Below are 24910 nucleotides of genomic sequence, written 5' to 3'. Positions count from 1 at the left end.
GTCGGCAAGCTGAAAATGCTGAAAGCAAGTCACATGAATTCACTGTATGATCTGCAAGATAAGGTATTCAAAATATTGCCTATGAAAATAAAAACATATCAAGACCTTAAAACAAATATAGAAGCTGATATAAAGGAATTTAAGGCACGTCCTGTAGAGCTTGATGATAAAGGCAAACCTGTATTCCCTTCTATTGAGCTTGGCGGTAAAGTTTATAAGGATAAGGAAACCGCAGGAAAAGCTCTGATAGATGCTTGTAAATCTGCTGTTAAAGTTAATTTCAGCGGATATACTGAGGTTGGAAGTTATCAGGGATTCAAGCTGAACATTGGATATGAACCAATGAACAGATTGTATGTAGCTCAGTTGAAAGGTCACTCTGAATACAGAGCAGAGCTTGGCGCAAGTGAAAGTGGTAATTTTACAAGACTGGATAATCTGCTCAATGGTATGGAGAACACTCTGAAAAACGTGGAATTACAGCTTGAAAGACTTGAAAATGAACTTTCTGAAGCACAGACACAAATCGATGCTCCATTCCCCCATGAAGATGAGCTGCAAGAAAAGTCAAAACGGCTCGATGAGCTTACAAAACAGCTTGAAAGCGCTGCGGAAGATAAATCAACATCAGAGCTTGCTGAGATCGTTGATCCTTATTTTATTGAAGTAAGCTCCGAGAAAGCTGCGGAAAAGCTGAAAAGCAGCGGTATCACCTTTGAAATGAAAGAAAGCGAAGGTCATTATATCATTAAAATCAACCGCAGCGACAAGGACAAAGCACACGATCTTCTGGAACAACAGAAAAAAATTGTGCTATAATAGCACAAAATCTCTCCCCTGTTTTACAATATCAACAGCAATTATGGAAGGTTCAATAGTTGTTTTTTATGCCCCTGATCATTCGAGGGCATTTCTTTTGTTGGTCAGCGGCTTGTCGATCAGCTTATAAAAGACATCATATTCACAGGGACGGGCGCAAAGCTTTGAGCCAAAAGCGATACAGAGAAATATAGTCGCTGACGCTCCAATTCCACACATGGAAGTGCGGAAACCAGCAGAGCCGATAGGCTCAAATGCAAAATAGCCCCACAGGGGCTAACACAAATCGCAAGCTCGGCAAATCGTGGGCGCACTAACGGCAATCCACAATTCGCACCGCTTGGCAGAGGGCTGCTGCCCCTACGACACCGCACAGAAAAAATATAAAGAGAGGTTTACACCAAAATGAATGAGAAAGAAAACAAGAATCGTCGTGATCTCTACCTGAAGATCAAGGCGAGCCGTGAGGAGCTTGATGCTATCGACCGCAAATTCCGCAACAGCGGAATGAAGTCAAGGAGTGAGTTCGTCAGGGCGATGATCTTCGAGGGCTACATCGTGCAGTTTAACGAGGAGAAGCTGATTGAAATTCTCAGACTTGCAAGGAACATCTCAGGCAATATCAATCAGATCGCCGTTCGTGCAAACAGCGGCGGCAGAGTTTATAACAACGATATTGCCGAGATCAAGGAAGGGGTGAATCGGCTCTGGCAACCACTAAGATATTTTCAATCTCTGCTGATGACCTTGCAGCACTAAACTACATCGCCAACCCCGACAAGACCGACAACGGCAGGCTCATTATCACAGAGGGGTGCAGCTCTGATCCGTTGCAGGCAAGTCATGATTTTGCTGAGATTCGGAAACACGGGACGGACAAAAGCTCCGTTCTCGCCCAGCACTTTATCGTCTGTTTCAAGCCCGGTGAGATCACACCGGAGAGAGCATTGCAGCTCGGTCAGGAGATATGTGAGCATTTTCTAAAAGGCGAATATCAGTATTTTATGACCTGCTACATCGACAAAAATCACACGCACCTTCATGTAGTTTTCAATAAAACCAACTGCATCGACGGCAGGACTTTTTAAACGCACGAAAACCGCAGTACTACCAAGCAGGACAGGTCATTTCAGAAGCTCATGAACATCACGGACGAGGTATGCCGACAGTATCATTTATCTGTGATCGAACATCCCGAAATGGGCAAGGGCAAGAACCATTGGGAGTGGGATATGTCAAGGCAAGGATTATCGTGGAAATCTAAACTGAAATATGCAATAGATCAGGCTATCAAGGTCAGCGAAAACTTTGAGGACTTCCTTGCCAAGTGCGCAGATTTCGGCATACTCTACGAATACAATCCCGACCATAAGATCGACCTGAAATTTATGCTTGCAGAGCAAAAGGAACGCAATCCGAGAGCGAAGTTCACCCGTAGCCGGACACTTGGCTGGTATTATGAAACCGAGCAGATCAAAGGGCGTATCGCACAGTATATGGGCGGTATGATGTTTGTTCCGAGAATCAAAGTCAAACAGATTACTCCAAAAACTGAGGAGAACAAGTTTATCCGTGATGCTATCAACCGTGGCAATATGAAGGTGGCAAGCATCGCAAAAAATATTATCACCGCATACGGCGTTGAGCCGAATCAGGTTCGTGGTGCTGCGATGGCGGCATTTATTGAAAGGGCGCATCTTGTCGGTGAGCTGAATGACCTGAACGCACAAATCAAAGATTTGCAAGAAAAACTCAAAATGCTGAAAAAATATCGCAAGGTCAAGCATATCGGAGAGGAATTGAAAGCACTCAGCGGTCGAGAGGAAAAAAAATACCGCAAGGAACACGGCAGCGATATTGCCGAATATCACGAAACCTGCAAACAGGTTTTGGAGCTTTACCCGTCAGGCAATATTCCGAAAGTCGAAAATCTTGAAAAGCATATCGCATCTTTGCAGAAAAAGCTCTCGAAGAAAAATACGGAATACAATCAGGCAGATAAGAAGTCCCGTGAGCTGTCCGAAGCAACGAGAACGATAGAGGAATATCTGCGACAGGAGCAGAGTCGGGATCAGCAGAAGAAAAGAAAGCGGAATGACCTCGAATGATGATAGGCTCTCTGGCAAACGTAGAAGCACCTCAGAGCCGTCCGTACTGTTTACGGGGATAATTACCCTGTCCAGTCACGAAATGCCATACACGCCAATTTACGAATATACAACAAAGCTCCCTACAGTGATTACACTGTAAGGAGCTTTTTCACATAATCAGCGCGCACACAGCGCACTTTTAGCGCAGTAACCCTTTATAATTACAATAGCTGAATTTCTTGAAATCGGTAGTTCCAAGATAACCATACTTAAACAGCATAATATAGCAGATATTCGATTTTCAAGATGCTAATATGAAAACAATTTACAACTGCCTGCATATGCTATTGATCATTCTACGCTGATATACAACATCAGGATGGACATATCTGTTGATGGTGAGATTAACGGAACTATGACCGAGGACAGTGGACAGCGTTTTTACATCAAAGCCGTGTTCAGCACAATTGGTCGCAAAGGTGTGGCGGAGTTTGTGGTAATTATGATCACCAATCTCCGCAGTCTGTAATATCTTTTTGTAGCGATACTGCATAGTTCTCGGCTCAACAGGCTTATCAGCACACGAAAGAATATACAAATCAGCTTTATCTCTGAACATTCTGAAATATCTCATAAGAGGATCAGGAATGGCTATATCTCTAAACGATGTTGCTGACTTCAGAGCTGAGATCACTATTTTGTTTTTTCTATTGCCGTTTGTTGAGGATATTCGCTGAACAGTCCTGCGAATATGCAGTATCTTGTGCTGAAAGTCCACATCTTCCCATTTTAAGCCACAAAGTTCTCCGATACGCAATCCCATACAAAGTGACAGCAAGATACCGAAAGCAGTCAACGACATATTTGATTTCAGTTATTCGGTAAGTTTTTTCTGCTCTACATCACTGATTCGCTCAATTTGCTTCCTTTCCACCTTTGGAAGTACAACATTTTTCATCGACAGCTTAAAGCTGTACTCCTCCTGAGCATAACTCAACAGTGCCTTAAATACCATAATAATATCTCTCACATAGCTCGCAAATAAGCCGTCTGCGAGCTTTTGGTTTATATACTCGTTGACTCGTCCTGCCGATAGATCTGCACACGGAACATCACCAAATACAGGGAGAATATGTTTTTCAAATTTCGCTTTGTAATTAGCAAGCGTGGACTCTTTGACACGATTAACTACAGCATTTAGCCACTCAATATACACCGTGCCTACAGTGATATATCTGCCCGAAAGATAGCGAGAAGCCACCTCCTGACCTATCAGCACCTTGCTTTCTGCTTCATCATAAGTCTTACCGTAGACATACTGATATTGTGCCTTTCCTCTATCGTCATAGCCCACAATGAATTTTCCCATGAATCGTCTGCCTTTACGAAACGTAATATTTACGCTTGATTTTTCCATTCTGTAACCCTCCTGATTGCCTAAACACCGGCATATTGCACATTTTAAATATACTCACTGTATGCAAAACGCTGGTTTTCTCAAAAAATATTGCAAACTTTACTCCAATCATGTATAATTTCAATAAGGGAAAGTGTACCATTTTGGTATACATTCTTAGTGAAATTGACTGGTTTCATCAAACTACTGATTTCAAGAAATGTGATATGATATTCCCCTTCATATTATATCACGGACAGTGGCGTGATAATCCGAACAAAAAATATTTCTATAAAATAATAGGGAGGATAGATTATGATCAAGGAATTCATGAAAAAGACAATGGCGGTTTTAGTAAGCATTACTATGGTTCTTATAGTTTTGCCTACTATTCCTGTTCATGCAACTCAAACAAGAAAGAATAACTTTTCCACCAGTTATACACTCACAGGTAATGGCGCACAAGATATAATCAATGTCGCAATGGCTCAGATAGGCAAAACAGGAAGTGATCTTGGCTATAGTGAGGAATGGTGTGCTGACTTCGTTTCAGACTGTGCAGACCTTGCAGGTCAAGGTGATGCAGTGCCAAGAACAGGCGCGGTTAGCAACGAATACACTTCAGCACGACCGTGGTGGGGACTAAGGCAGACTATTATTCAGGCAGGCGGTTACGATGTCGGGCTCGACAATGCACAGCCTGGCGATATTGTATTCTTTTCCGGTCATGTAGAAATAGTTTATTCAGGTACAGGCAGCGGTATTGTGTCAATTGGCGGTAATACAGGAAGTGGCGACAGTTGTTATACAAGAACGGTTTGCTCCCCAAGAAAACATGGAAATCCAGTAGCTGTTTTGCGTCCAAATTATTCAAACACTCAATTAGATGCCCCTTCACTTACAATCAACAAAAATTTTGCCAAAGCAGGCGAAGAAATATCGATTGAATGGAATGATGTGGAAGGAGCTGATTCATATTGGCTTCACATCTACAAAAATGGCGAAGACTACATAAATCAGTCGCTCGATAAATCACTTTCATTCACTCATAGCTATTCCAAAGGCAACTACACTGCTTATGTGGTATCAATACGAGGAAGTCGGGAAGCATTGAGTTCTGTATCATTTTCTGTTTATGATTCAGTTCCTGCTGCGCCAAAGCCTAATATAAGTAAAGATCACTTTGAAATAAACGAAATGGTAGACATCACATGGGCTGAGGTTCCTGAAACAGATTATTACTGGCTGCACATCTATCGAAATGGCGAGGATTATGAAAACAAGTCTTTAGATAAGGCGTTATCATATTCCGCTCAGTATCCTGAAGGTGAATATAGAGCATACATCGTTTCGGGAAACGGTCTTGGTGAAACACTTAGTTATGTAGATTTTACAGTACACAGCGATCCTCCAGATAAACCTGATCTTAGGATAGCGAAGAACAGATTTACGATCAATGAAGATGTTACTGTTAGTTGGGATGCAATAGCTAATGCTGATTCGTATTGGCTTCATAGCTATAGGAACGGCGAGGACTATGAAAACAAATCAATTGGAACGGATCTATCCTACACAGCACAATATCCTGTTGGTGAATATACCTTATTTATTGTTCCTATAAATGCTACTGGCGAAACACTTAGCAGTGTTGATTTTACGGTTCATGATTCTAAACCTGAAGCACCAAAGCCAACGATTCCCAAGAGTTCTTTTTCAACCGATGAACGCATTAATATCAAATGGAATAAAACTGCTGATACCGATTCATACTGGCTTCACATCTATAAAGATGGAGAAGACTATGTGAATCAGTCGCTGATGCTTTCATTGGATTATAGCGCAAAATACCCTGCTGGAAATTATACTGCTTATATTGTATCCTGCAATGCTATGGGTGAAACTCTTAGTTCAGTAGATTTTTCCGTTTATGTTAATGGCGATTGCAATAGTGATGGAGAGTTCAATATATCTGATGTTGTACTTCTTCAAAAATGGTTGTTAGCTGTTCCAGATACATATATGGAAAACTGGCAGGCGGCTGATTTATGCGAAGATGATCGACTTGATGTGTTTGATTTGTGCCTTATGAAACGACAGCTTATTTATGGGAGTTATAACAAATGACAAAGAAACCGCTATCTATAATTTTTTCAATTATAATGGTGTTATCTTGCATAACCACAATCGACAATTCAAAAGTATTTGCTGTATCAAACGAAGAAACGATATATGATTATCTTACCAGTAATTTAGGTTTTAACAGTGCGGCTGCTTGCGGAGTTTTAGCAAATATCGAGCTTGAATCAGGCTTTGATCCACGAAAAAACGAAAGCGGCGGCGGCGGTTACGGCTTGTGTCAATGGACAGGCTCACGGCGTACTGATTTAATCGAATGGTGTAACTCGAACGGATACGACTATAGCACCTTGCAAGGGCAACTTAATTTTCTAAACCATGAGTTGAAGAATAACAATTCTTCTTTCTATAATTTAATGAAAACGGTTGATAATACTGAATCTGGTACTTATGATGTTGCTTATAACTGGTGTATGGATTTTGAACGCCCTGAATACAAAGATAAGGTACATGGTCAATACAATGCAAATGGTGTTCCAACTGTAAATGGTGGATATGACTACTTCAAGGCGAATGGAAAAACGTACAGATGTATAGCCGCCAGAATCGGATTGACTGAATCTCAGTATCGTGGTAAAATAGCAGCAACAACTTATTGGTCAAAGTACGGCGGTGGAGATGTTGAGCCACCTAATTTATCAATCAATCTGAAATGTGCCACTCCAAATGATGAAATAGAATTACAGTGGAATTCGGTAATGAATGCAAACTCATATTGGCTACATATTTATAGGTATGGAGAAGATTATATAAATGAATCTGTGGGACAATCCCTTAGTATAAAAAAGAAATTTCCCCAAGGGGTATATACAGCCTATGTTGCAGCAATAGGTAATAATGGTGAAGCATTTAGTGGAGTAGATTTTACGATTTATGATTCCGCCCCATCTGCACCTCAGCCGTATATAAGCAAATATCATTTTGAAATAAATGAAACAGTTAATATTACATGGGCAGAAGTTCCTGACACTGAATACTATTGGCTTCATATTTATCGGAACGGTGAAGATTATGAAAACAAATCCTTGGATAAAGCGCTGTCGTACTCAGCTCAGTATCCTGAAGGCGAATACACAGCTTATATTGTTTCTGGAAATGGACTTGGTGAAACTATAAGCTATGTAGAATTCACAGTACACAGTGATCCACCTGATAAACCTGATCTTAGGATCGCAAAGAACAGATTCACCATAAATGATGATGTTACTGTAAGCTGGGACGCAATAGCTAATGCGGATTCATATTGGCTTCATAGCTATCGTAATGGTGAAGATTATGAAAATAAGTCGATAGGCACAGACCTGTCTTATACGGCTAAATATCCGGTTGGAGAATATACTTTGTATATCGTTCCTATAAATGCCGCAGGCGAAACACTTAGTAGTGTTGATTTTACAGTTCATGACTCAAAGCCTGAAGCGCCTAATCCCACTATATCGAAAGAAGCATTTTCAACCGATGAGGAGATCAGTATTAAATGGAATAAAACTGCTGATACCGATTCATACTGGTTACACATTTATAAAAATGGGGAAGATTATGTGAACCAGTCCATTGATCTTGCGCTTAACTACACAGACAAATATCCTGTAGGTGACTATACAGCATATATTGTATCCTGTAATGGTGTGGGTGAAACGCTTAGTTCAGTAGACTTCTCTGTTTATTTAAGTGGAGATTGCAACAATGACGGAAAATTTAACGTTTCCGATGTAGTTCTACTTCAGAAATGGCTTCTTGCTATACCTGATACACATCTCGACAACTGGAAAGCAGCCGATATGTGCGAAGATGATAGACTTGATGTGTTTGATCTCTGTATGATGAAGCGCAAATTGATATACAAATAATCATTTCTTATATTGGAGGCGAATAAGAATGAACACGATTATTAAAAGGACAGCATCTTTCCTTTTGTCCTTTGTGCTTATAGCAATGTCTATCTTAAGCAATTATTCTGATACCTTGATCAATGCTAAGGCGTTATCAACTGTTCAGATTGAATTTGTAGAAAAGGTAGCCTCATATGCACAACAGCATTACGAAGAATCTAAGATATTGCCAAGTTTTGTTGCTGCTCAAGCATTACTTGAATCCAAGTCAGGAGATGGGTTGAGCAGTTTAGCAGAAAACTATTATAATTTTTGGGGAATGAAAGCAGGTAGTTATACGGGAAAAACTGTTGAATTAAAGACTACAGAATATGATAGTTCTGGAACCCCCTATACAACTTATGCGAAATTTAGAGCATACGATTCATTTGAAAAAGGCGTACTTGGATACTATGATTTCATTAATAGTTTAAGCAGATATCATAATATCATAGGTGTTACTGATTACAAAAAAGTGTGTCAGCTTATTCGAGAAGATGGTTGGGCAACGGATCCCCAATATACAAACTCATTGATTTCACTTATTGAAACGTATGATTTAACACGATATGACATTTGGAATGAAAAGAAATGGTACGACGATTATGTTTCCGCTGACTTAGGTGAAAGCTTCTATGCTCAGATAATATGTCAAGACAACGGGTGCTACCTTAGCAACATGGAAGGTAATGTCGGTGGAGCAGATCCCATCGCAACCCAAAATCAAATATGGCACTTTGTAAGCCAGGATGACGGCAGCTATGCTATCTTGTCGTACTATGATGACTTATCTATGGATGTGTATGCAGCAAGCACGGATAACGCTACTAACATTCAGATGATGCCATATGTTGGTAATACAGCGCAGAAATTCTGGATCTATTCTATCAACGGAGCTTACTATTTCCGTCCTCAGTGTACCGAATATCCTTTCACTATCAACAGACAAAACAATGATAACCTTGAAGTGTGGTATTTTGATCCGACCTTCACAAACAAGAGGTTTGATATTATCAAAATGGATCTTGATGGAAATATGCCGATCAGTATAGGCGGCGATTTCTATGCTCAGATGGTATGTGAAGATGGTGAAAGCTATCTCAGCAACATGGAGGGAAATGTTGGAGGTGCTGATCCTATCGGAACGAAGAATCAGATATGGCATTTCAAGTGGTTGAATGATGGCAGTTACTCTATTACATCTTATTATGACGGTCTGTCAATGGACGTAGCCGGAGCTAAAACAGATAATGCTACAAATATGCAGATGATGCCCTATGTCGGCAATACGGCTCAGAAATTCTGGATTTATTCGATCAACGGTGCATATTATATTCGCTCACAGTGCAATCCGTATCCATTCACGATCAACAGGCAGAATAATGATAATCTTGAGTTGTGGTATTACGATTCAACATTTAAGAATAAAAGGTTCAACATCATCAAAATGGACTGCGGAGGAAATCTCCCTATCAATGTTGAGGGCAGCTTCAACGGTGACTTCTATGGTAGGATAAAATGCAACACGAACGGCAAGTATCTTACGAATACCGACAATAATGTTGTGTGTGCTGATGATACTTACAATAACGATCAGGTTTGGCATTTCAAATGGCAGCATGACGGTAGTTACTCTATCACATCGTATGCTGATGAAAAATCAATGGATATATACTGTGCTAAGGAAGCAAACGGCACTAATGTCCAAATGATGCCATATGTTGGCAATACAGCACAAAGATTCTGGATCTACAACATGAATGATGCCTACTACATCCAGCCTCTATGCTCCGCTCTGCCGTTTACATTGAATGGGGATAACTTAGAGATATGGATCTACGACAAGACTTTTGAAAACAAAAAGTTTGATATTATCGAAGTGAAGCCTTATTCTAATGTTGAAGGTGATTGCAACAATGACGAAAAGTTTAACGTTTCCGATGTAGTTCTGCTTCAGAAATGGCTGCTTGCAGTACCTGATACTCATTTTGAGAATTGGAAAGCAGCCGATATGTGTGAAGATGACAGGCTTGATGTCTTTGACCTCTGCATGATGAAGCGTAAACTGATATACGGTTAAGAAAGAGGTGCCTTATAATGAAAAACAAAATCAAAAAAGTTTTTTCATTAATTATGAGCTGCACAATGCTAATGATACTGTTCACTCCGTCGAACACAATGAAAGCAAATGCGATTTGGTGTGCCAAAGATGGATTTGACAAGAGCCGATATACATTATCAGGCAATATGGCAGAAGATGCAGCTACCATTGCCAAATCTCAGAAAGGAAGATTTTGTGATGACTTCGGATATTCGGGCGTAGACTGGGGCGCATGGTGCGATGAGTACGTTGCCGACTGTCTTGAAAACGCAGGCTGTGATTCTTCAATCGTTGCTCACGGAGGTACTGTTGCTGATTTTGCAAACAAAATGATTGATAGAGGCGCTGTGCGGGTTTCGTCTCCGGAAATTGGAGATCTTGCTTTTTTTAATTGGTCTCATGTTGAGATAGTAACAAAAGTTGAAAATGGGAAAGTATACACAGCCGGAGGAAACAATAATGATCCTGATACTAATACATATCATGATGGTGGTTGCTGTGCTGGAGAACACGAAACAACGAAGAATATTAGTTATTACTTAAGACCGAATTATGGTATACTGCCACAGCCAAAATGGTATGATGATTACACTCCGGTTAATCTTGGCGATGGTTTCTATGCACACATGATATGTCAGGACAACGGGTGTTACCTTAGCAATATGGAAGGCAATGTCGGCGGAGCTGATCCCATTGCAACCAAAAATCAAATATGGCATTTTGTAAGGCAGGATGACGGAAGCTATGCTATCTTGTCGTACTATGATGATTTATCTATGGATGTGTATGCGGCAAGTACGGATAATGCTACTAATATTCAGATGATGCCTTATGTCGGCAATACAGCTCAAAAGTTCTGGATATATTCTTTTAATGGTGCTTACTATATTCGCCCGCAATGCACAGAGTATCCTTTCACTATCAACAGACAGAACAACGATAACTTGGAAGTATGGTACTTTGATCCGACTTTCACAAACAAGAGGTTCGATATTATCAAAATGGATCTTGATGGAAATATGCCGATCAGTATAGGCGGCGATTTCTATGCTCAGATGGTATGTGAGGACGGCGGCAGTTACCTCAGCGACATGGAGGGAAATGTTGGAGGTGCTGATCCTATCGGAACGAAGAATCAGATATGGCACTTCAAATGGTTAAATGACGGCAGTTACTCTATTACATCTTATTATGACGGTCTGTCAATGGACGTAGCCGGAGCTAAAACAGATAATGCTACAAATATGCAGATGATGCCATATGTTGGCAATACAGCTCAGAAATTCTGGATCTATTCGATCAACGGTGCATATTATATTCGCTCACAGTGCAATCCGTATCCATTCACAATCAACAGGCAGAATAATGATAATCTTGAGTTGTGGTATTACGATTCAACATTTAAGAATAAAAGGTTCGATATCATTAAAATGGATTGCGGAGGAAATCTCCCTATCAATGTTGATGGCAACTTCAACGGTGACTTCTATGGTAAGATAAAATGCAACACGAACGGCAAGTATCTTACGAATACCGACAATAATGTTGTGTGTGCTGATGATACTTACAATAACGATCAGGTTTGGCATTTCAAGTGGCAGCATGACGGCAGTTACTCTATCACATCGTATGCTGATGAAAAATCAATGGATATATACTGTGCTAAGGAGGAAAACGGCACTAATGTACAAATGATGCCATATGTAGGCAATACAGCACAAAGATTCTGGATCTACAACATGAATGATGCCTACTACATCCAGCCTCTATGTTCCGCACTGCCATTTACATTGAATGGGGATAACTTAGAGATATGGATCTACGACAAGACTTTTGAAAACAAAAAGTTCGATATTATCGAAGTGAAGCCTTATTCTAATGTTGAAGGCGATTGCAACAATGACGGAAAATTTAACGTTTCCGATGTAGTTCTGCTTCAGAAATGGCTGCTTGCAGTACCAGATACTCATTTTGAGAATTGGAAAGCAGCCGATATGTGCGAAGATGACAGGCTCGATGTATTTGATCTCTGCATGATGAAGCGTAAGCTGATATATGTTTAAAACACTCTCTATCTGCACAATCAGAGAGTAATCGGGTGTATTCATAATAACAATGGGGCAAATCAAGAACCTCTGTAGGAGCAATCCTGCGGAGGTTCTTTTTTCTATTCTTTTACACTTTATTCCTGAACTTCTCTCATCAGAGCCACACCGTCCTTGAAGCCCGCCTTGTACGCAGCTCTCATCTAAGCGGCAGCAGTCTCACTTTGCAAGTCACATAGCTTATGGAACAGGATAATTTGCTCCTCGGTCAGCGACTCCTCGAACGGGATAGCGGTCTGCTCCCACTCATCAGAGAAGTGGTCTGTCTTGATAGCACCGATACGGCTATTGTAGATCTCATCAATCATAGGGATACTTCCTTTCAGTCATTGCAGTTAGTGTAATTATCGGAAAAAACTGCTCAGGAATTATCCATAATGACTGTTCACAAATCGGGGAGAGATTTTTATTATTCGGCTATTGACACTCTATAACCTAAGAGTTATAATTATATTAATAAGAAACATTCTGTAAATACAAATAACGTAGATTCTCCGCAGTACAAAAATAAAAATGTGCTATAATAGCACAAATTATAAAAAGGTGGTCAAAAGATGAGCAATATAAAACCTGTTACTTTTTGTTTGTTATCAATGGCATTATCAGTCTTTTGCTTTTATGAAATCATATTGGCTTTATTTTCAGGCAGTACAGAACATCTTCACATAACGCAAAATATCTTCTTAAACTTCATTATTGATACAGTCAATACCTTTAATAACAACTTACAGTTAGGCTACCTCATTGGTATCGGTCTATTGGCTCTGCTATTTGACCTATTATTCTCAGATTCAATGCATGAGTTTTTCAGCAGGCTGCCACTTGGCAGTATAAAGAAATACGACTATATTGATCATGCATGGAATGCTTCCAAATACCATGGTTTTAAATATCAATGTAAGCATTTTTTGGCGGTCCTTGCTCCTGCATTAATAATCGGCTTTTATGTTATTATACACTTAATTTTTAAATCTTCATACCCTGATAATCTTGATCTATGTGTTAATCGGATCCTTCCTGTAGCTATTGTGCTTTCATTAATAGCAACAATAACTATTGTTGCTTCCGTTATCAAATACGGCGGATTATGGGGCGTATTAGTTAGATTGCCGTTGCTATTCACTTCAAATATCTGCTTATGCTCTGTAATTGGTCTTCTTATAGTTTCTCTTGGAGTTACGCTCGCATTTCTTCTTGGCTTTTTAATTTTCTCGATAGTGGTAATTCCAATCACTTTTAGAATAATGCTACGTCTGTTATAAAAACTTTGCTATTATAGCACCGACTCTCTCCCCTGTTTACACATGGTGGAGAGAGTTTTATTTTAATCCCTCTTGACAAATTATAACTTACAAGTTATTATTATATATACTGGAGGATAGATAAAATGGAAATTGACGAAAAAGAAAAGTTTATCAAAACGTTTGTGCAGCTCAGAAATAACCGCCACATTACACAGTCGCAGCTCAGCACAAAGAGTGGTGTTCCGCAGCCTGTAATAGCTCGACTTGAAAAAGAAACTACCGATCCTAAGCTCACAACAATATTAAAGCTTCTGGACAGTATGGAAGCAAAGCTGACTATAAAGGAGGATCAACAAATGGATTATTTTAACACACTTGAAATCGAGGTTATGACCGAGGTAGCTGCAAGCATTGAAGCAACAATATCACGGTATGTTATTGAAAAGCACTTAGAAGATGATGCCAAAAACCCATTGAACATACTGGAAAGTATGATTTTTGACCTTAAGCATTCTTTAGTATGCAAGGATTATACAATGGAAGAATTAAGCCTTATAAAAGCAAAATTTGAATTTGCTCGTGACTACGCAAATGAGGTGATAAAAAACAATGAATGACGGCGATTACACAATAGATGCTATCGAACGTGAAATTAAAAAGCAATACCGAAAGTTTACATTAAAATTTAGTAAAGATAGTTCTCCAAAAGCCTTTGTCTTAGGAGGACAACCGGGGGCAGGAAAAATTGGACTTCAAAAAATAATGGAAGCTAAGTGTAACGGGAATCTTATCGTTCTTAACGGAGATGAGTTTCGTGAGTTGCACCCTGATTATATAGCATTACAAGAAAAATACGGTAAAGACAGCGTAGAATATACTGGCAAGTTTTCTGGACAAATGACCGAAATGCTAATGTCAAGGCTAAAAGCTGAAAAATATAATATACTTGTAGAAGGTACTCTGCGAACAGCGGAAGTACCTTTATCTACTTGTAAAGGCTTCAAAGATAACGGATATAATGTCACACTGGCTTTAGTTGCCGTAAAACCGCAGATTTCGTATTTGAGTACGATCCTCAGATATGAAAAGCAGCTTGCCGCAGGAAAGTTGCCCAGGGCAACAGCGAAGGACAAGCATGATTACATCATAGATCAGCTACCGAGTAACCTGAGTAAGATATACAGTAGCAAGCAGTTTGATAATATCGTTATATACAACCGTGAGGGCGTATGCCTTTATGATATGTCCAAAAATCCTGCGACTACTCCCGACAAGATAATGGAGGAAGTCTTCAAAGGTAAATGGTCACAGTCTGAGCTTGATCAGTTCATAACTATCGATAACACAACACAGCAGTTCATGGAGCAGCGGAACGCTGCGGAGTTGCCTGACTTCAAAGAAAAAGTATTCAATAAGGATATTATTTCTGCGATTGCCCGAAAGAATGGTCTGAGCTATGGAGCTGACTATATACGGATAGTCAGTGAAGATGAGCTTACAAAGCTTGCATCTTCTGGCTTAAATTTCAGTGTAAGCCGTAAAGACGGCAAAATCGCTGTAAAGTATCAGGCAGAGTTAAAGGATAAGGTTAATGAACTACTTAACAGCAAACCTAAGTCATTGAAGATATAAATTGTGCTATTATAGCACAATACCCTCTCCATGCACAAGCAAAGGAGAGGGTATATTTTTATACCTAAAAATGGATTATTCAGCTGTTGGTGCTTCCATAGTGAATAGATCTTCGATAGTACAGCCAAGAGCATTGGAAAGTTTTAATGCAACACCAAGGGTAATATTTTCAATAGTACATCTTCCACTCTCATAGTCACCTATTCGCCCCTGTGAACATCCAACCATTTCAGCGAGCTGACCTTGTGTGAGCTTCTGTGATTTTCTGATTTCTTTCAGATTGTTGCATATTATTCTCATGATTATACCCTTTCTATTAACAGCATAAATTAGTATATTATTTATTATATCTCAATATAGAGATAATGTCAAGCGTTTGCATCATTTCAAATCATTTTATAAAGTGAGTAGCACATTTCTTTTACTTTTGCTACAACAATAGATCTGGAAAAAGCTTCTAACAAATATTTTTTAGCAGTTTTGCGCTCCACATTATAAGCTGTCATAATTTCATTAAGATAGAATTCAATAAGCTCTTTAATCTCTATATCTGTTCCCTTCCATTCATCAGACCACTTCATAACCAAAGCCCCCTTTCAAATTAACTGATAGCCATTTTTTAAGATTATTCTACCATAGTTATATTCTGCAGCGCCTTTATCGACAAGCAGTCTTGCATATGTATTTATCTGTTCAAACGTCATCTGTAGAGATAATTCCTGTAAAATATCTGCAGAAGGAATGTCGCATTTCGGTGAGTTCTTTAAGTTTCTTATCAGAGTATCAAATAATTTTTTTGCATGATATCTCCTTTCTCCCCGTTTTGCCGATAGGACAGCTGCATTTCTTATTCGGTCTTTCCTTCTGCTTTTGCAAACATTCCATGAGCTTCTGCAAGCTCGATGTAGTGTCCCTGATAGGACGAATCCCACTCGATGTGACCGTCCTTATACTGTCTCGGACAATCCGCTATCAGATACCAACCTGACCTTGATAAGAATTCTACCTGTCTTGTGTACTTATCGTGCTCATCATGTTCTACCCTTCTGCAAAGGTAGCTGATACCGTTTTTGTTCTCATATATCTGCCCCTCAACAGGTTCAAATATCTGTGGGTACTCTGGCTTTGGCTTCAGCTCACAAGGCTTTTCAATGCTGTCTACGGCGTAGACGATTTCCCTGAGGGTTGTTAACTTCATTCTGTATTCATCGTAAGCTGCGAAGCCGTTCTCTTTGACTGCGATCTGGATGTACTCGACAGCTTCATCAGCTCCACCTATTATAAATTCCATTGTTGACTTGACGATCATGAGCGCTCCGTGCTGTATCAGAGTGCCGTTGTAATTGAATCCGTCATAGGTTATCTCGACTGTCTGGAGCTTGTCGGCATTTTTTAGTGTTATCTTTCTCATTGTAGTATCTCTCCCTTCTTATATCTGAAAACCATGAGCTTTCAGCTCGTCTAAATCCATGTAATAATGATAATCTGGTGAGTAAGCGTTTAGCTCGTTGCAAGCGCTCTGAGCATCTGCATGAATTCCGTGAACATATCCGACCACAGGATCATCGTTCATAGCGCATTCTTTTCTTATCTGTTTAAATATTACAAATGTATATTCTTTCATGATAGTTTCCTTTCTGCGGAGCTTTTCAGCTCCGCTCGGTAACTGCTTTCAGCGCTTTACTTCTTCTCTGATTAATATCTGCATATCAAGTATTCCTACACTTCTCAAATATTCTCTTGTTGTTCTCAGTCCTCTGCCGAACTGCTTGTTGCAAATGTACTGTCTGAGGTAAAATCCGTGTGATATTGAGGTCACTTCCCATGTTTTGTTGGGATTGTATTTGTCCTGATATAGCGTTCTTATCATTGTTATTCACCTTTCCTGATAGCTGCGAATTCCATGTGGTACATATCTATTGATTTTCCCTTTATATCCCACTCAGGAAGTACAGCGTGAGTCGGCTCTGTGTATCCACATTTAACAGCGTCCTCTGGATTCTCAAAGATTGCACTGATCGTTACAGTACAAAAGCGTGGTGTTACTATTCTTGTTCCAAGTTCCATTTTTATTTCCTTTCTGCCTTTCGGCTCTGCGTTTTCCTTACAATTATATTATAACTCAATTTTGAGTTGATTTCAATAGGCTTCAGTGGATTTATCTCGATATCGAGTTAATTTTGTATACATGCACAATTCTGGTGATTTATTTTGTGCAAGTATATAGTTTGTGATATAATACACATTTTTTCTTTTCCAAATGAACCTGCAATAATTGTGCTATAATAGCACAATTTTACATATCTGTAAAAAATTCACAGAATAACAATTGACTAAATGTGAAATATGTAGTAAAATATAAGGTATCATTTACTTATAAAAAGGAGCTGCCATTATGATAGATAACAAAAAAGAACAGGAAAGAGCTGAATTACATAGAACCATATGGGGTATAGCTAATGATCTGAGGGGCAGCGTGGACGGTTGGGACTTCAAGAACTATGTTCTGGTTATGCTTTTTTATCGCTATATTTCCGAAAATCTTACGAATTACATAAATGACGGAGAGATTGAAGCTGGTACTCCTGACTTCGACTATGCAACGCTCTCTGACGAGGAAGCAGAAGCAGCACGTGAAGACATGGTTACTACAAAAGGATTCTTTATTCTTCCGAGTGAACTGTTCTGCAATGTACTTGCCAAGGCAGAAACAGACGAAAACCTCAATGAAACGATAGAACGCATATTCAATAACATTGAAAGCTCCGCACAGGGATGTGACAGTGAGGACGATTTCAAAGGTCTTTTCGATGATTTCGATGTAAACAGCAATAAGCTCGGCGGCACTGTCGCAAAGCGAAATGAACGCCTTGTAAGTCTTATGAACGGTGTAGCTTCAATGCAGCTTGGTGATTATAAGGACAATACTATAGATGCATTCGGTGATGCGTATGAGTTCCTTATGGGTATGTACGCTTCAAATGCAGGAAAATCTGGCGGTGAATACTTCACTCCGCAGGAAGTATCCGAGCTTCTGACGAGACTTGCAACAGCAGGAAAAACTGAGGTCAACAAAGTTTACGATCCTGCCTGTGGTTCGGGTTCGCTGCTTCTGAAAGCTGCAAAGATTCTCGGTAAAGACAAGGTCCGTCAGGGTTTCTTCGGTCAGGAAATAAATATCACAACATATAACCTCTGCCGTATCAATATGTTCCTGCACGATATTGATTACGATAAATTCAATATTGCTCACGAAGATACACTCGTTGAGCCACAGCATTGGGACGATGAGCCTTTTGAGGTCATTGTATCAAATCCCCCATACTCGATAAAGTGGGAGGGCGATGCGAATCCGCTGCTTATCAATGATCCTCGTTTCTCTCCTGCAGGAGTGCTTGCCCCAAAGTCAAAAGCAGACCTTGCATTTATTATGCACTCTCTGGCGTGGCTTGCAAGCAACGGTGCCGCTGCTATCGTATGTTTCCCCGGTGTGATGTATCGTGGCGGAGCTGAACAGAAGATACGCAAGTATCTGGTGGATAACAACTTCATAGACTGCGTTATACAGCTTCCCGACAACCTGTTCTATGGTACGTCTATCGCTACATGTATAATGGTTATGAAGAAGAATAAGACTCAGAATAACACTCTTTTTATTGATGCATCAAAGGAGTGCGTAAAGGTAACAAACAATAATAAGCTGACAGAGGAAAATATCTCTAAGATAGTAACAGCTTTCACAGAGCAGACTGACAGCGAATACTTCTGCCGACTTGTTGCTAATGACGAAATAGCCGAGAATGACTATAATCTGTCTGTTTCGACCTATGTTGAACAGGAGGACACAAGAGAAGTAATTGATATTTCTGTTCTCAATGCAGAAATTGCTGAGATCGTTAAGCGTGAGGATGTGCTGAGAGCGGAAATTGATAAGATAATTTCGGAAATTGAGAATCCAGAATAAGGAATGGAGGATAAGAACATGGATCAGAGATATATGTTTGAAGTGACATATCGAGATAAGAAACGTTTAATGAGTAGTTTCAGCTCTGAAAAACGTGAAGTTTGGACAGCTGCAACACTTGCAGCCAGATTGACAAGCCCGTATTTTTTGATAGTGTCAGCACGCGGGCATACATACGACGATGCCAAAACCATTCAGACTGCTATCAAAATAGAAGCAGATGCGTTGAAATAACAGTTCAAAAACGGGGAAGATAAAAATGACCAAACTTGAACAACTGATAAAAGAGCTTTGCCCGAATGGGGTTGAATATAAGCGTTTTGATGATATGTGCGATATTATAACTAAGCAAACAGGTTTTGACTACACTAATACAATAAAAGACTCTTTAAAAAGAGAGAAAATGCCTAATTCGTTACCATATATTCAAACTAAATTTTTTACTGGTAAAAATTTCGACTATGAAACAGATTATTATATCCCTATAAATGTAGCAGAAAACTATCCTAAAATACTTCTTGATAGAAAATGTATATTATTTTCAATTGTAGGTGCAAGTATCGGTAATGTTGGTTTATTCTCAGGAGAACGCAAAGCATTTCTTGGTGGAGCGATATGTGTTGCTAAACCTAAACAGGAATGTAATATAGATTTCTTATATTATTATCTAACATCTCATCAAGGACAAAAACAAATATTTAGGAAGATAAAAGGTGCAGGACAGGCTACGGTTACTATAGAAGATATTAGAGAGTTTCAAATCCCTGTCCCACCAATAGAGGTACAGGCTGAAATTGTCAAGGTACTTGACAATTTCACGGAGCTTACAGCAGAGCTTACAGCAGAGCTTACAACTCGTAAAAAGCAGTACGAATACTATCGTGACCTCCTGTTAAACTTCGGTGTCCACAAGGGGGCGACAAGTGAGTGCGAATGGCGAACATTACAAATGCTTGCCGAAATTGGTACAGGAAGTAGCAATACTAATGAAGCAGTTGAAGATGGGCAATATACTTTCTTTGTTCGTTCACAAGAACCGCTAAGGAAAAACAACTATGAATATGATGAAACTGCTATCATTACAGCCGGTGACGGTGTTGGTGTCGGAAAAGTATTTCATTATTATGAGGGAAAATATGCTTTGCATCAAAGAGCATACAGAATACATATAGTTTCGAGTGATGTAATGCCTAAATTTTTCTTCTACTATATGAAAGCAACTTTTTATGATTATATTTCAAAAGCAGGATTCCATTCTTCTGTTTCATCAATTAGAAGACCTATGCTGAATGAATATCCTGTACCAATTCCGCCAATAGAAGAACAAAAACGCATAGTATCAATCCTCGACCGCTTCGACAAGCTCTGCAATGATATTTCCGAGGGCTTGCCTGCGGAAATAGAAGCAAGACGGAAACAGTATGAATATTATCGGGACAAGCTGATTTCTTTCAAGGAGATATAAATGTTAAAGAATAAACCTACAGTTAATGAGCATTTTATTCCTCAGTTTTATCTTAGAAGTTTTACTATGGACGGAGAGAGACTTTATCAATATGATGTTATTTCAAATAAACAAACACTGAATCCTGTTTCCATCCAAAGTATTTGTTATAAGAAAAATCTATATGAATTTACTGATAATTCTGGCAATTTTATAAACAGGAATCTTATAGAAACTTGTTTTGGAAAATTTGAAGGTGAATTCGCGAACGTTTTTCATTCAATATTGTCTAAGGCGAATAATAACGCCAATTATCAAACATTATGTTTTTTAAGCACAAAAGAAAAGAGCTTTCTTATTTTTTTTATATCCACATTAATTCTTAGAAATCCTGACATTATAAATATAGCTCAACAAACAGCCTTTGAATCAATTAATAAAAATGTAACTGATGCAACAGCAAGAAACATTGCATTACAAACGTGTTTACCAATATATAATAAACTCATACCAGAAGATAAGAATCTTCTGTGTTTGATGCTGAAATTATTTGAAAACATGAGTTTTCAGATAGTAAAAACAAATAAAAAGTGCTTTTTAGCAAGTGACAAACCAGTTATTTTGCATGGCTCATATGATGAAAAAAGTATGATTTCGAAAATTGATGAAGTTATAATGCCAATTTCTTCATACTTATTATTATATATGAAACCATTGAAAAAAACAAAAAAAGAATATTATAATCGGCTTGTTGAAATTAACACAAACGGTATTAATTATTTCAATAGTGCTATTGCCCAACATTGTCAGCGATGGATATATTCTAATTCTCGATTCACAGAAAAGCAAATAAAATGGATTATTAAAGAAAGGGGAAAAGTATGAGCTACTTCAATATAGTCGCAGCAACGAATGAGAATACCGTTGTTACCGAGTACATACCCGAACCACGCTCAGCTGACAGTTATCAGAGTGAAGCTGACCTTGAAAAAGAGTTCATCCGCCGTCTGGGCGAACTTGGCTACGAGTATCTTACCATACACAAGGAAGATGATCTCATCGCCAATCTGCGGACTCAGCTCGAAAAGCTCAATAACTATTCCTTTTCTGATAGCGAGTGGAAACGTTTCTTTACCGAATATATCGCCAATGCCAATGAAGGAATAGTCGAAAAAACAAGAACTATACAGGAAGATCATGTAAAGACCTTGAAGCGTGATGACGGTACAAGCAAGAACATCACTCTTATCGACAAAAAGAATATCCATAATAACTGCTTACAGGTCATAAATCAGTATGCAGTCGATACTGGTTCAAGAAAGAACCGTTATGACGTAACTGTGCTTGTAAACGGTTTCCCATTGGTTCACATAGAGCTTAAAAGGCGTGGTGTGCCTATACGTGAAGCCTTCAATCAGATAAACCGCTATCAGCGTGACAGCTTCTGGTCTGGCAGCGGTCTGTACGAGTATGTACAGATATTCGTTATCTCCAATGGTACGAATACAAAGTATTACTCCAATACTACCCGTGATAACGCTGTCAGGAACGCTCAGAAAACTCGTAATAAAACACGTACAAGCAACTCTTTCGAGTTCACTTCTTTCTGGGCAGATGCTAATAACAAGGTCATTCCCGATCTTGTGGACTTCACAAAGACTTTTTTTGCAAAGCATACTATACTGAATATCCTGACAAAATACTGCGTTTTTACAGCTGAGAATATGCTGCTTGTAATGCGTCCTTATCAGATAGTAGCGACTGAACGTATATTGAATCGTATCGAAATAGCCAACAACTATAAAAAGTACGGCTCTGTCGCAGGTGGTGGCTACATCTGGCACACAACAGGAAGCGGCAAGACCTTGACATCGTTCAAGTCTGCACGTCTGGCTTCAAAACTCGATTATATTGATAAGGTGCTGTTTGTAGTTGACCGTAAGGACCTCGACTATCAGACGATGCGTGAATATGACCGTTTTGAAAAGGGAGCTGCCAACAGCAACACTTCTACAACAGTTCTTAAAAGACAGCTTGAAAACTCAGACTGCCGTATAATCATCACCACAATACAGAAGCTCTCTACATTTATAAAGAAAAATCCTACTCATGATGTATACGATAAGAGAGTTGTTATTATATTCGATGAATGTCACCGCAGTCAGTTCGGTGATATGCATTCGTCTATAACAAAAAAGTTCAAGAAGTATCATCTTTTCGGATTTACAGGAACGCCTATATTTGCAGTCAATTCAGGCGCAGTAAAAAATCCGAACCTCTGTACAACTGAACAGGCTTTCGGAGATCAGCTGCATACATATACTATTGTTGACGCTATCAACGATAAGAATGTTCTTCCTTTCCGTGTGGACTACATCAAGACTATGGATAAAGAGGAAGATATTGAAGATGTCAAAGTTTGGGATATTGACCGTGAAAGCGCCTATATGTCACCAAAGCGTATTACTAAAGTCACAGAATATATCTTAGATCACTTCAATCAGAAAACTTATCGAAACGAACGCACTTACAGCTACAATGTGCTCACAAACATTTCAGAAGTAGCTGCCGATAAAAGGCGTTCACAAGTAAAGGAAATCAAGCGAAAACAGCATTTAAGTGGTTTCAACTCGATATTTGCAGTTTCCTCGGTACAAGCTGCCAAGCTGTATTATGAGGAATTCATGAAGCAAATGGAAGATAAACCTGACAAGGCACTGAAAATAGCTCTTATATACAGCTATGGAGCTAATGAAGATGATCCTGACGGAATTATAGACGAAGAAAATCCCGAAGACACCTCAGCTCTTGACTCAACTTCAAGAGACTTCCTTGAAAAAGCAATAAAAGACTATAATAAGCAGTTCAATACAAATTACGATACATCGAGCGATAAGTTCCAGAACTATTATAAGGATGTATCTCTCCGTATGAAGAATAAGGAACTTGACTTACTTATCGTTGTAAATATGTTCCTCACAGGTTTTGATGCAACTACGCTCAACACTCTTTGGGTTGATAAGAACCTCAAAATGCATGGTCTGATACAGGCTTACAGCCGAACAAACCGTATTCTCAATTCTATAAAGACATTTGGTAATATAGTTTGCTTCCGAGCATTACAGAAACGTACCGATGCTGCAATCGCTCTTTTCGGTGACAAAGAAGCGGGAGGAATTGTAACATTACAAAGCTTTGATGATTACTACAACGGTTATGAAGACAGCAAAGGCAAGCACGTTGACGGATATGTTGATCTGATAGACAAGCTTCTCACCAAATTCCCATTAGATGAACCTCAGATCATAGGTGAGACTAATCAGAAAGAATTCATATCTTTAATAGGTGCTATACTTCGTATGCGTAATCTGCTCGTCAGCTTTGATGAGTTTGAAGGCAAAGAGATTATCTCCGAGAGAGATTTTCAGGACTACCTCGGACGATATCAGGATCTGCATGATGAATGGAAAAATCGCAGAATAAAGGCTACTCTTGAAAATATAGATGATGATATCATATTTGAGATTGAGCTGATTAAACAGATAGAAATAAATATAGACTACATTCTGATCCTTGTAACCAAATATCATGACAGTCATTGCATGGATAAAGAAGTGCTTATAACTATTCAGAAAGCTGTTGAAGCAAGTCCTGAACTTAGAAGCAAAAAAGACCTTATCGAGAACTTCATCGCAGGAATTAATGAGGTCGAGGACATTATGGACGAATGGCACAGCTATGTTGCCGAAGAACGTGAAAAAGCTCTCCAAAGCATTATCGAAGAAGAAAAGCTGAAAGAAACGGAAACAAGACAATTCATAGAAAGAGCTTTTCGTGACGGTACAGTAAAGACTACAGGAACAGATATAGACAAGATACTTCCTGCGGTATCACGCTTTAGTGGTGGTAATCGCAAGGAGAAAAAAGAAACTGTTATTGAAAAACTTAAGATATTCTTTGAAAGGTTCTGGAGTATAGGATAATACTATATTTAGTGTTTTATGCAGGGAGGATTTTATGATTTTTTCTAATAAAGTAAAACTTAGAATAGTAATTATTATATGTCCTCTTATGTTTATTTATTTTTTGCCAGTCGGACTACTTATAG

General features: G+C 39.1%; 24 protein-coding genes and 1 pseudogene. 16 read left to right on the top strand and 9 right to left on the bottom strand.

Annotated features, from left to right (window positions below):
- The 4 genes from BT127_RS11755 to BT127_RS11745 all read left to right on the top strand — a co-directional run.
- On the top strand, window positions 1-819 hold an 819-nt coding region (locus BT127_RS11755; protein ID WP_350339282.1), incomplete at its 5' end, for a hypothetical protein.
- Between the two features lie 405 nt (window positions 820-1224).
- Window positions 1225-1578 carry a plasmid mobilization protein gene (locus BT127_RS11750; protein WP_075425180.1) on the top strand — a complete coding sequence of 118 codons (354 nt, stop codon included), beginning with the start codon at window positions 1225-1227 and terminating at the stop codon, window positions 1576-1578.
- Complete coding sequence (locus BT127_RS17365) at window positions 1527-1907, top strand: relaxase/mobilization nuclease domain-containing protein (protein WP_350339283.1); 381 nt, start codon at window positions 1527-1529, stop codon at window positions 1905-1907. Before BT127_RS11750 ends, BT127_RS17365 begins: the two co-directional genes overlap by 52 nt.
- A 51-nt stretch (window positions 1908-1958) precedes the next feature.
- Window positions 1959-2927, top strand: a complete 969-nt coding sequence (locus tag BT127_RS11745) for an AAA family ATPase (RefSeq protein WP_350339281.1) — start codon at window positions 1959-1961, stop codon at window positions 2925-2927.
- 307 nt (window positions 2928-3234) lie between these two features.
- Here BT127_RS11745 and BT127_RS17220 read toward each other — a convergent pair whose 3' ends face one another.
- Together BT127_RS17220 and BT127_RS17215 are read right to left on the bottom strand one after the other, a co-directional pair.
- A complete protein-coding gene (locus BT127_RS17220) occupies window positions 3235-3771 on the bottom strand; it encodes a site-specific integrase (RefSeq protein ID WP_318257231.1) in 537 nt (178 codons plus the stop codon).
- Between the two features lie 12 nt (window positions 3772-3783).
- Window positions 3784-4326: a tyrosine-type recombinase/integrase gene (locus BT127_RS17215; protein WP_318257230.1), complete on the bottom strand. Its 543-nt coding sequence runs from the start codon at window positions 4324-4326 to the stop codon at window positions 3784-3786.
- 294 nt (window positions 4327-4620) lie between these two features.
- On the opposite strand from BT127_RS17215, the gene BT127_RS16860 reads away from it, so the two are divergent.
- From BT127_RS16860 to BT127_RS11720, 4 genes are read left to right on the top strand one after another with little or no spacing between them, the layout of a single operon-like run.
- Window positions 4621-6429, top strand: a complete 1809-nt coding sequence (locus tag BT127_RS16860) for a CHAP domain-containing protein (protein WP_175541958.1) — start codon at window positions 4621-4623, stop codon at window positions 6427-6429.
- On the top strand, window positions 6426-8291 hold the full coding sequence (locus tag BT127_RS11730; RefSeq protein ID WP_075425179.1) for a phage tail tip lysozyme: 1866 nt from the start codon (window positions 6426-6428) through the stop codon (window positions 8289-8291). The genes BT127_RS16860 and BT127_RS11730 overlap by 4 nt, the downstream gene beginning before the upstream one ends.
- 28 nt (window positions 8292-8319) lie before the next feature.
- Window positions 8320-10392, top strand: coding sequence for an RICIN domain-containing protein (locus tag BT127_RS11725; protein ID WP_075425178.1), 2073 nt, complete (start codon window positions 8320-8322; stop codon window positions 10390-10392).
- 17 nt (window positions 10393-10409) lie between these two features.
- Window positions 10410-12476, top strand: a complete 2067-nt coding sequence (locus BT127_RS11720) for an RICIN domain-containing protein (RefSeq protein WP_075425177.1) — start codon at window positions 10410-10412, stop codon at window positions 12474-12476.
- A 119-nt stretch (window positions 12477-12595) separates the two neighbouring features.
- On the opposite strand, the pseudogene BT127_RS11715 reads toward BT127_RS11720, so the two are convergent.
- A pseudogene (locus BT127_RS11715) lies at window positions 12596-12826 on the bottom strand (DUF6809 family protein).
- A gap of 246 nt (window positions 12827-13072) precedes the next feature.
- Between BT127_RS11715 and BT127_RS11710 the strand changes: the two are divergent.
- The 3 genes from BT127_RS11710 (at window position 13073) to BT127_RS11700 (ending at window position 15394) form a co-directional block, all read left to right on the top strand.
- Window positions 13073-13780, top strand: a complete 708-nt coding sequence (locus tag BT127_RS11710; protein ID WP_075425176.1) for a hypothetical protein — start codon at window positions 13073-13075, stop codon at window positions 13778-13780.
- Between the two features lie 125 nt (window positions 13781-13905).
- Window positions 13906-14379, top strand: a complete 474-nt coding sequence (locus BT127_RS11705) for a helix-turn-helix domain-containing protein (protein WP_075425175.1) — start codon at window positions 13906-13908, stop codon at window positions 14377-14379.
- Window positions 14372-15394: a zeta toxin family protein gene (locus BT127_RS11700; protein WP_075425174.1), complete on the top strand. Its 1023-nt coding sequence runs from the start codon at window positions 14372-14374 to the stop codon at window positions 15392-15394. The genes BT127_RS11705 and BT127_RS11700 overlap by 8 nt, the downstream gene beginning before the upstream one ends.
- A 75-nt stretch (window positions 15395-15469) precedes the next feature.
- Here the strand turns inward: BT127_RS11700 and BT127_RS11695 are convergent, their stop codons facing one another.
- The 6 genes from BT127_RS11695 to BT127_RS11670 all read right to left on the bottom strand — a co-directional run bounded on the left by BT127_RS11695 (window position 15470) and on the right by BT127_RS11670 (window position 17461).
- Window positions 15470-15694, bottom strand: coding sequence for a helix-turn-helix transcriptional regulator (locus BT127_RS11695; RefSeq protein ID WP_082335021.1), 225 nt, complete (start codon window positions 15692-15694; stop codon window positions 15470-15472).
- Window positions 15695-15780: 86 nt separating this feature from the next.
- Window positions 15781-15975, bottom strand: a complete 195-nt coding sequence (locus BT127_RS11690; protein ID WP_075425173.1) for a hypothetical protein — start codon at window positions 15973-15975, stop codon at window positions 15781-15783.
- 266 nt (window positions 15976-16241) lie between these two features.
- The gene (locus BT127_RS11685) at window positions 16242-16805 is read right to left on the bottom strand and encodes a hypothetical protein (protein ID WP_075425172.1); all 564 of its coding nucleotides are present in this window, start codon (window positions 16803-16805) and stop codon (window positions 16242-16244) included.
- Between the two features lie 18 nt (window positions 16806-16823).
- Window positions 16824-17018, bottom strand: a complete 195-nt coding sequence (locus BT127_RS11680) for a hypothetical protein (protein ID WP_075425171.1) — start codon at window positions 17016-17018, stop codon at window positions 16824-16826.
- A 48-nt stretch (window positions 17019-17066) separates the two neighbouring features.
- Window positions 17067-17264, bottom strand: coding sequence for a hypothetical protein (locus BT127_RS11675; RefSeq protein ID WP_075425170.1), 198 nt, complete (start codon window positions 17262-17264; stop codon window positions 17067-17069).
- Window positions 17265-17266: 2 nt separating this feature from the next.
- Entirely contained in the window at window positions 17267-17461 is a 195-nt protein-coding gene (locus tag BT127_RS11670; RefSeq protein ID WP_075425169.1) for a hypothetical protein, read from the bottom strand.
- A 328-nt stretch (window positions 17462-17789) separates the two neighbouring features.
- Here BT127_RS11670 and BT127_RS11665 point away from each other — a divergent pair, with 328 nt between their 5' ends.
- From BT127_RS11665 to BT127_RS11645, 5 genes are read left to right on the top strand one after another with little or no spacing between them, the layout of a single operon-like run.
- Window positions 17790-19358, top strand: a complete 1569-nt coding sequence (locus BT127_RS11665) for a type I restriction-modification system subunit M (protein WP_139275516.1) — start codon at window positions 17790-17792, stop codon at window positions 19356-19358.
- An 18-nt stretch (window positions 19359-19376) separates the two neighbouring features.
- Entirely contained in the window at window positions 19377-19592 is a 216-nt protein-coding gene (locus BT127_RS11660) for a hypothetical protein (RefSeq protein WP_075425168.1), read from the top strand.
- 25 nt (window positions 19593-19617) lie between these two features.
- Complete coding sequence (locus BT127_RS11655) at window positions 19618-20823, top strand: restriction endonuclease subunit S (protein WP_075425167.1); 1206 nt, start codon at window positions 19618-19620, stop codon at window positions 20821-20823.
- Window positions 20824-21687 (top strand): DUF4238 domain-containing protein, encoded by an 864-nt coding sequence (locus tag BT127_RS11650; protein WP_075425166.1) that lies wholly within the window; start codon window positions 20824-20826, stop codon window positions 21685-21687.
- On the top strand, window positions 21684-24785 hold the full coding sequence (locus BT127_RS11645; protein WP_075425165.1) for a type I restriction endonuclease subunit R: 3102 nt from the start codon (window positions 21684-21686) through the stop codon (window positions 24783-24785). Before BT127_RS11650 ends, BT127_RS11645 begins: the two co-directional genes overlap by 4 nt.
- Window positions 24786-24910 lie beyond the last annotated feature (125 nt).

The organism is Ruminococcus sp. XPD3002, from assembly GCA_900119535.1.
GTDB lineage: Bacteria > Bacillota > Clostridia > Oscillospirales > Ruminococcaceae > Ruminococcus > Ruminococcus flavefaciens_H.
The sequence above is the reverse complement of the archived record's forward strand: the minus strand, read 5'-3'. Positions and strand labels throughout refer to the sequence as shown.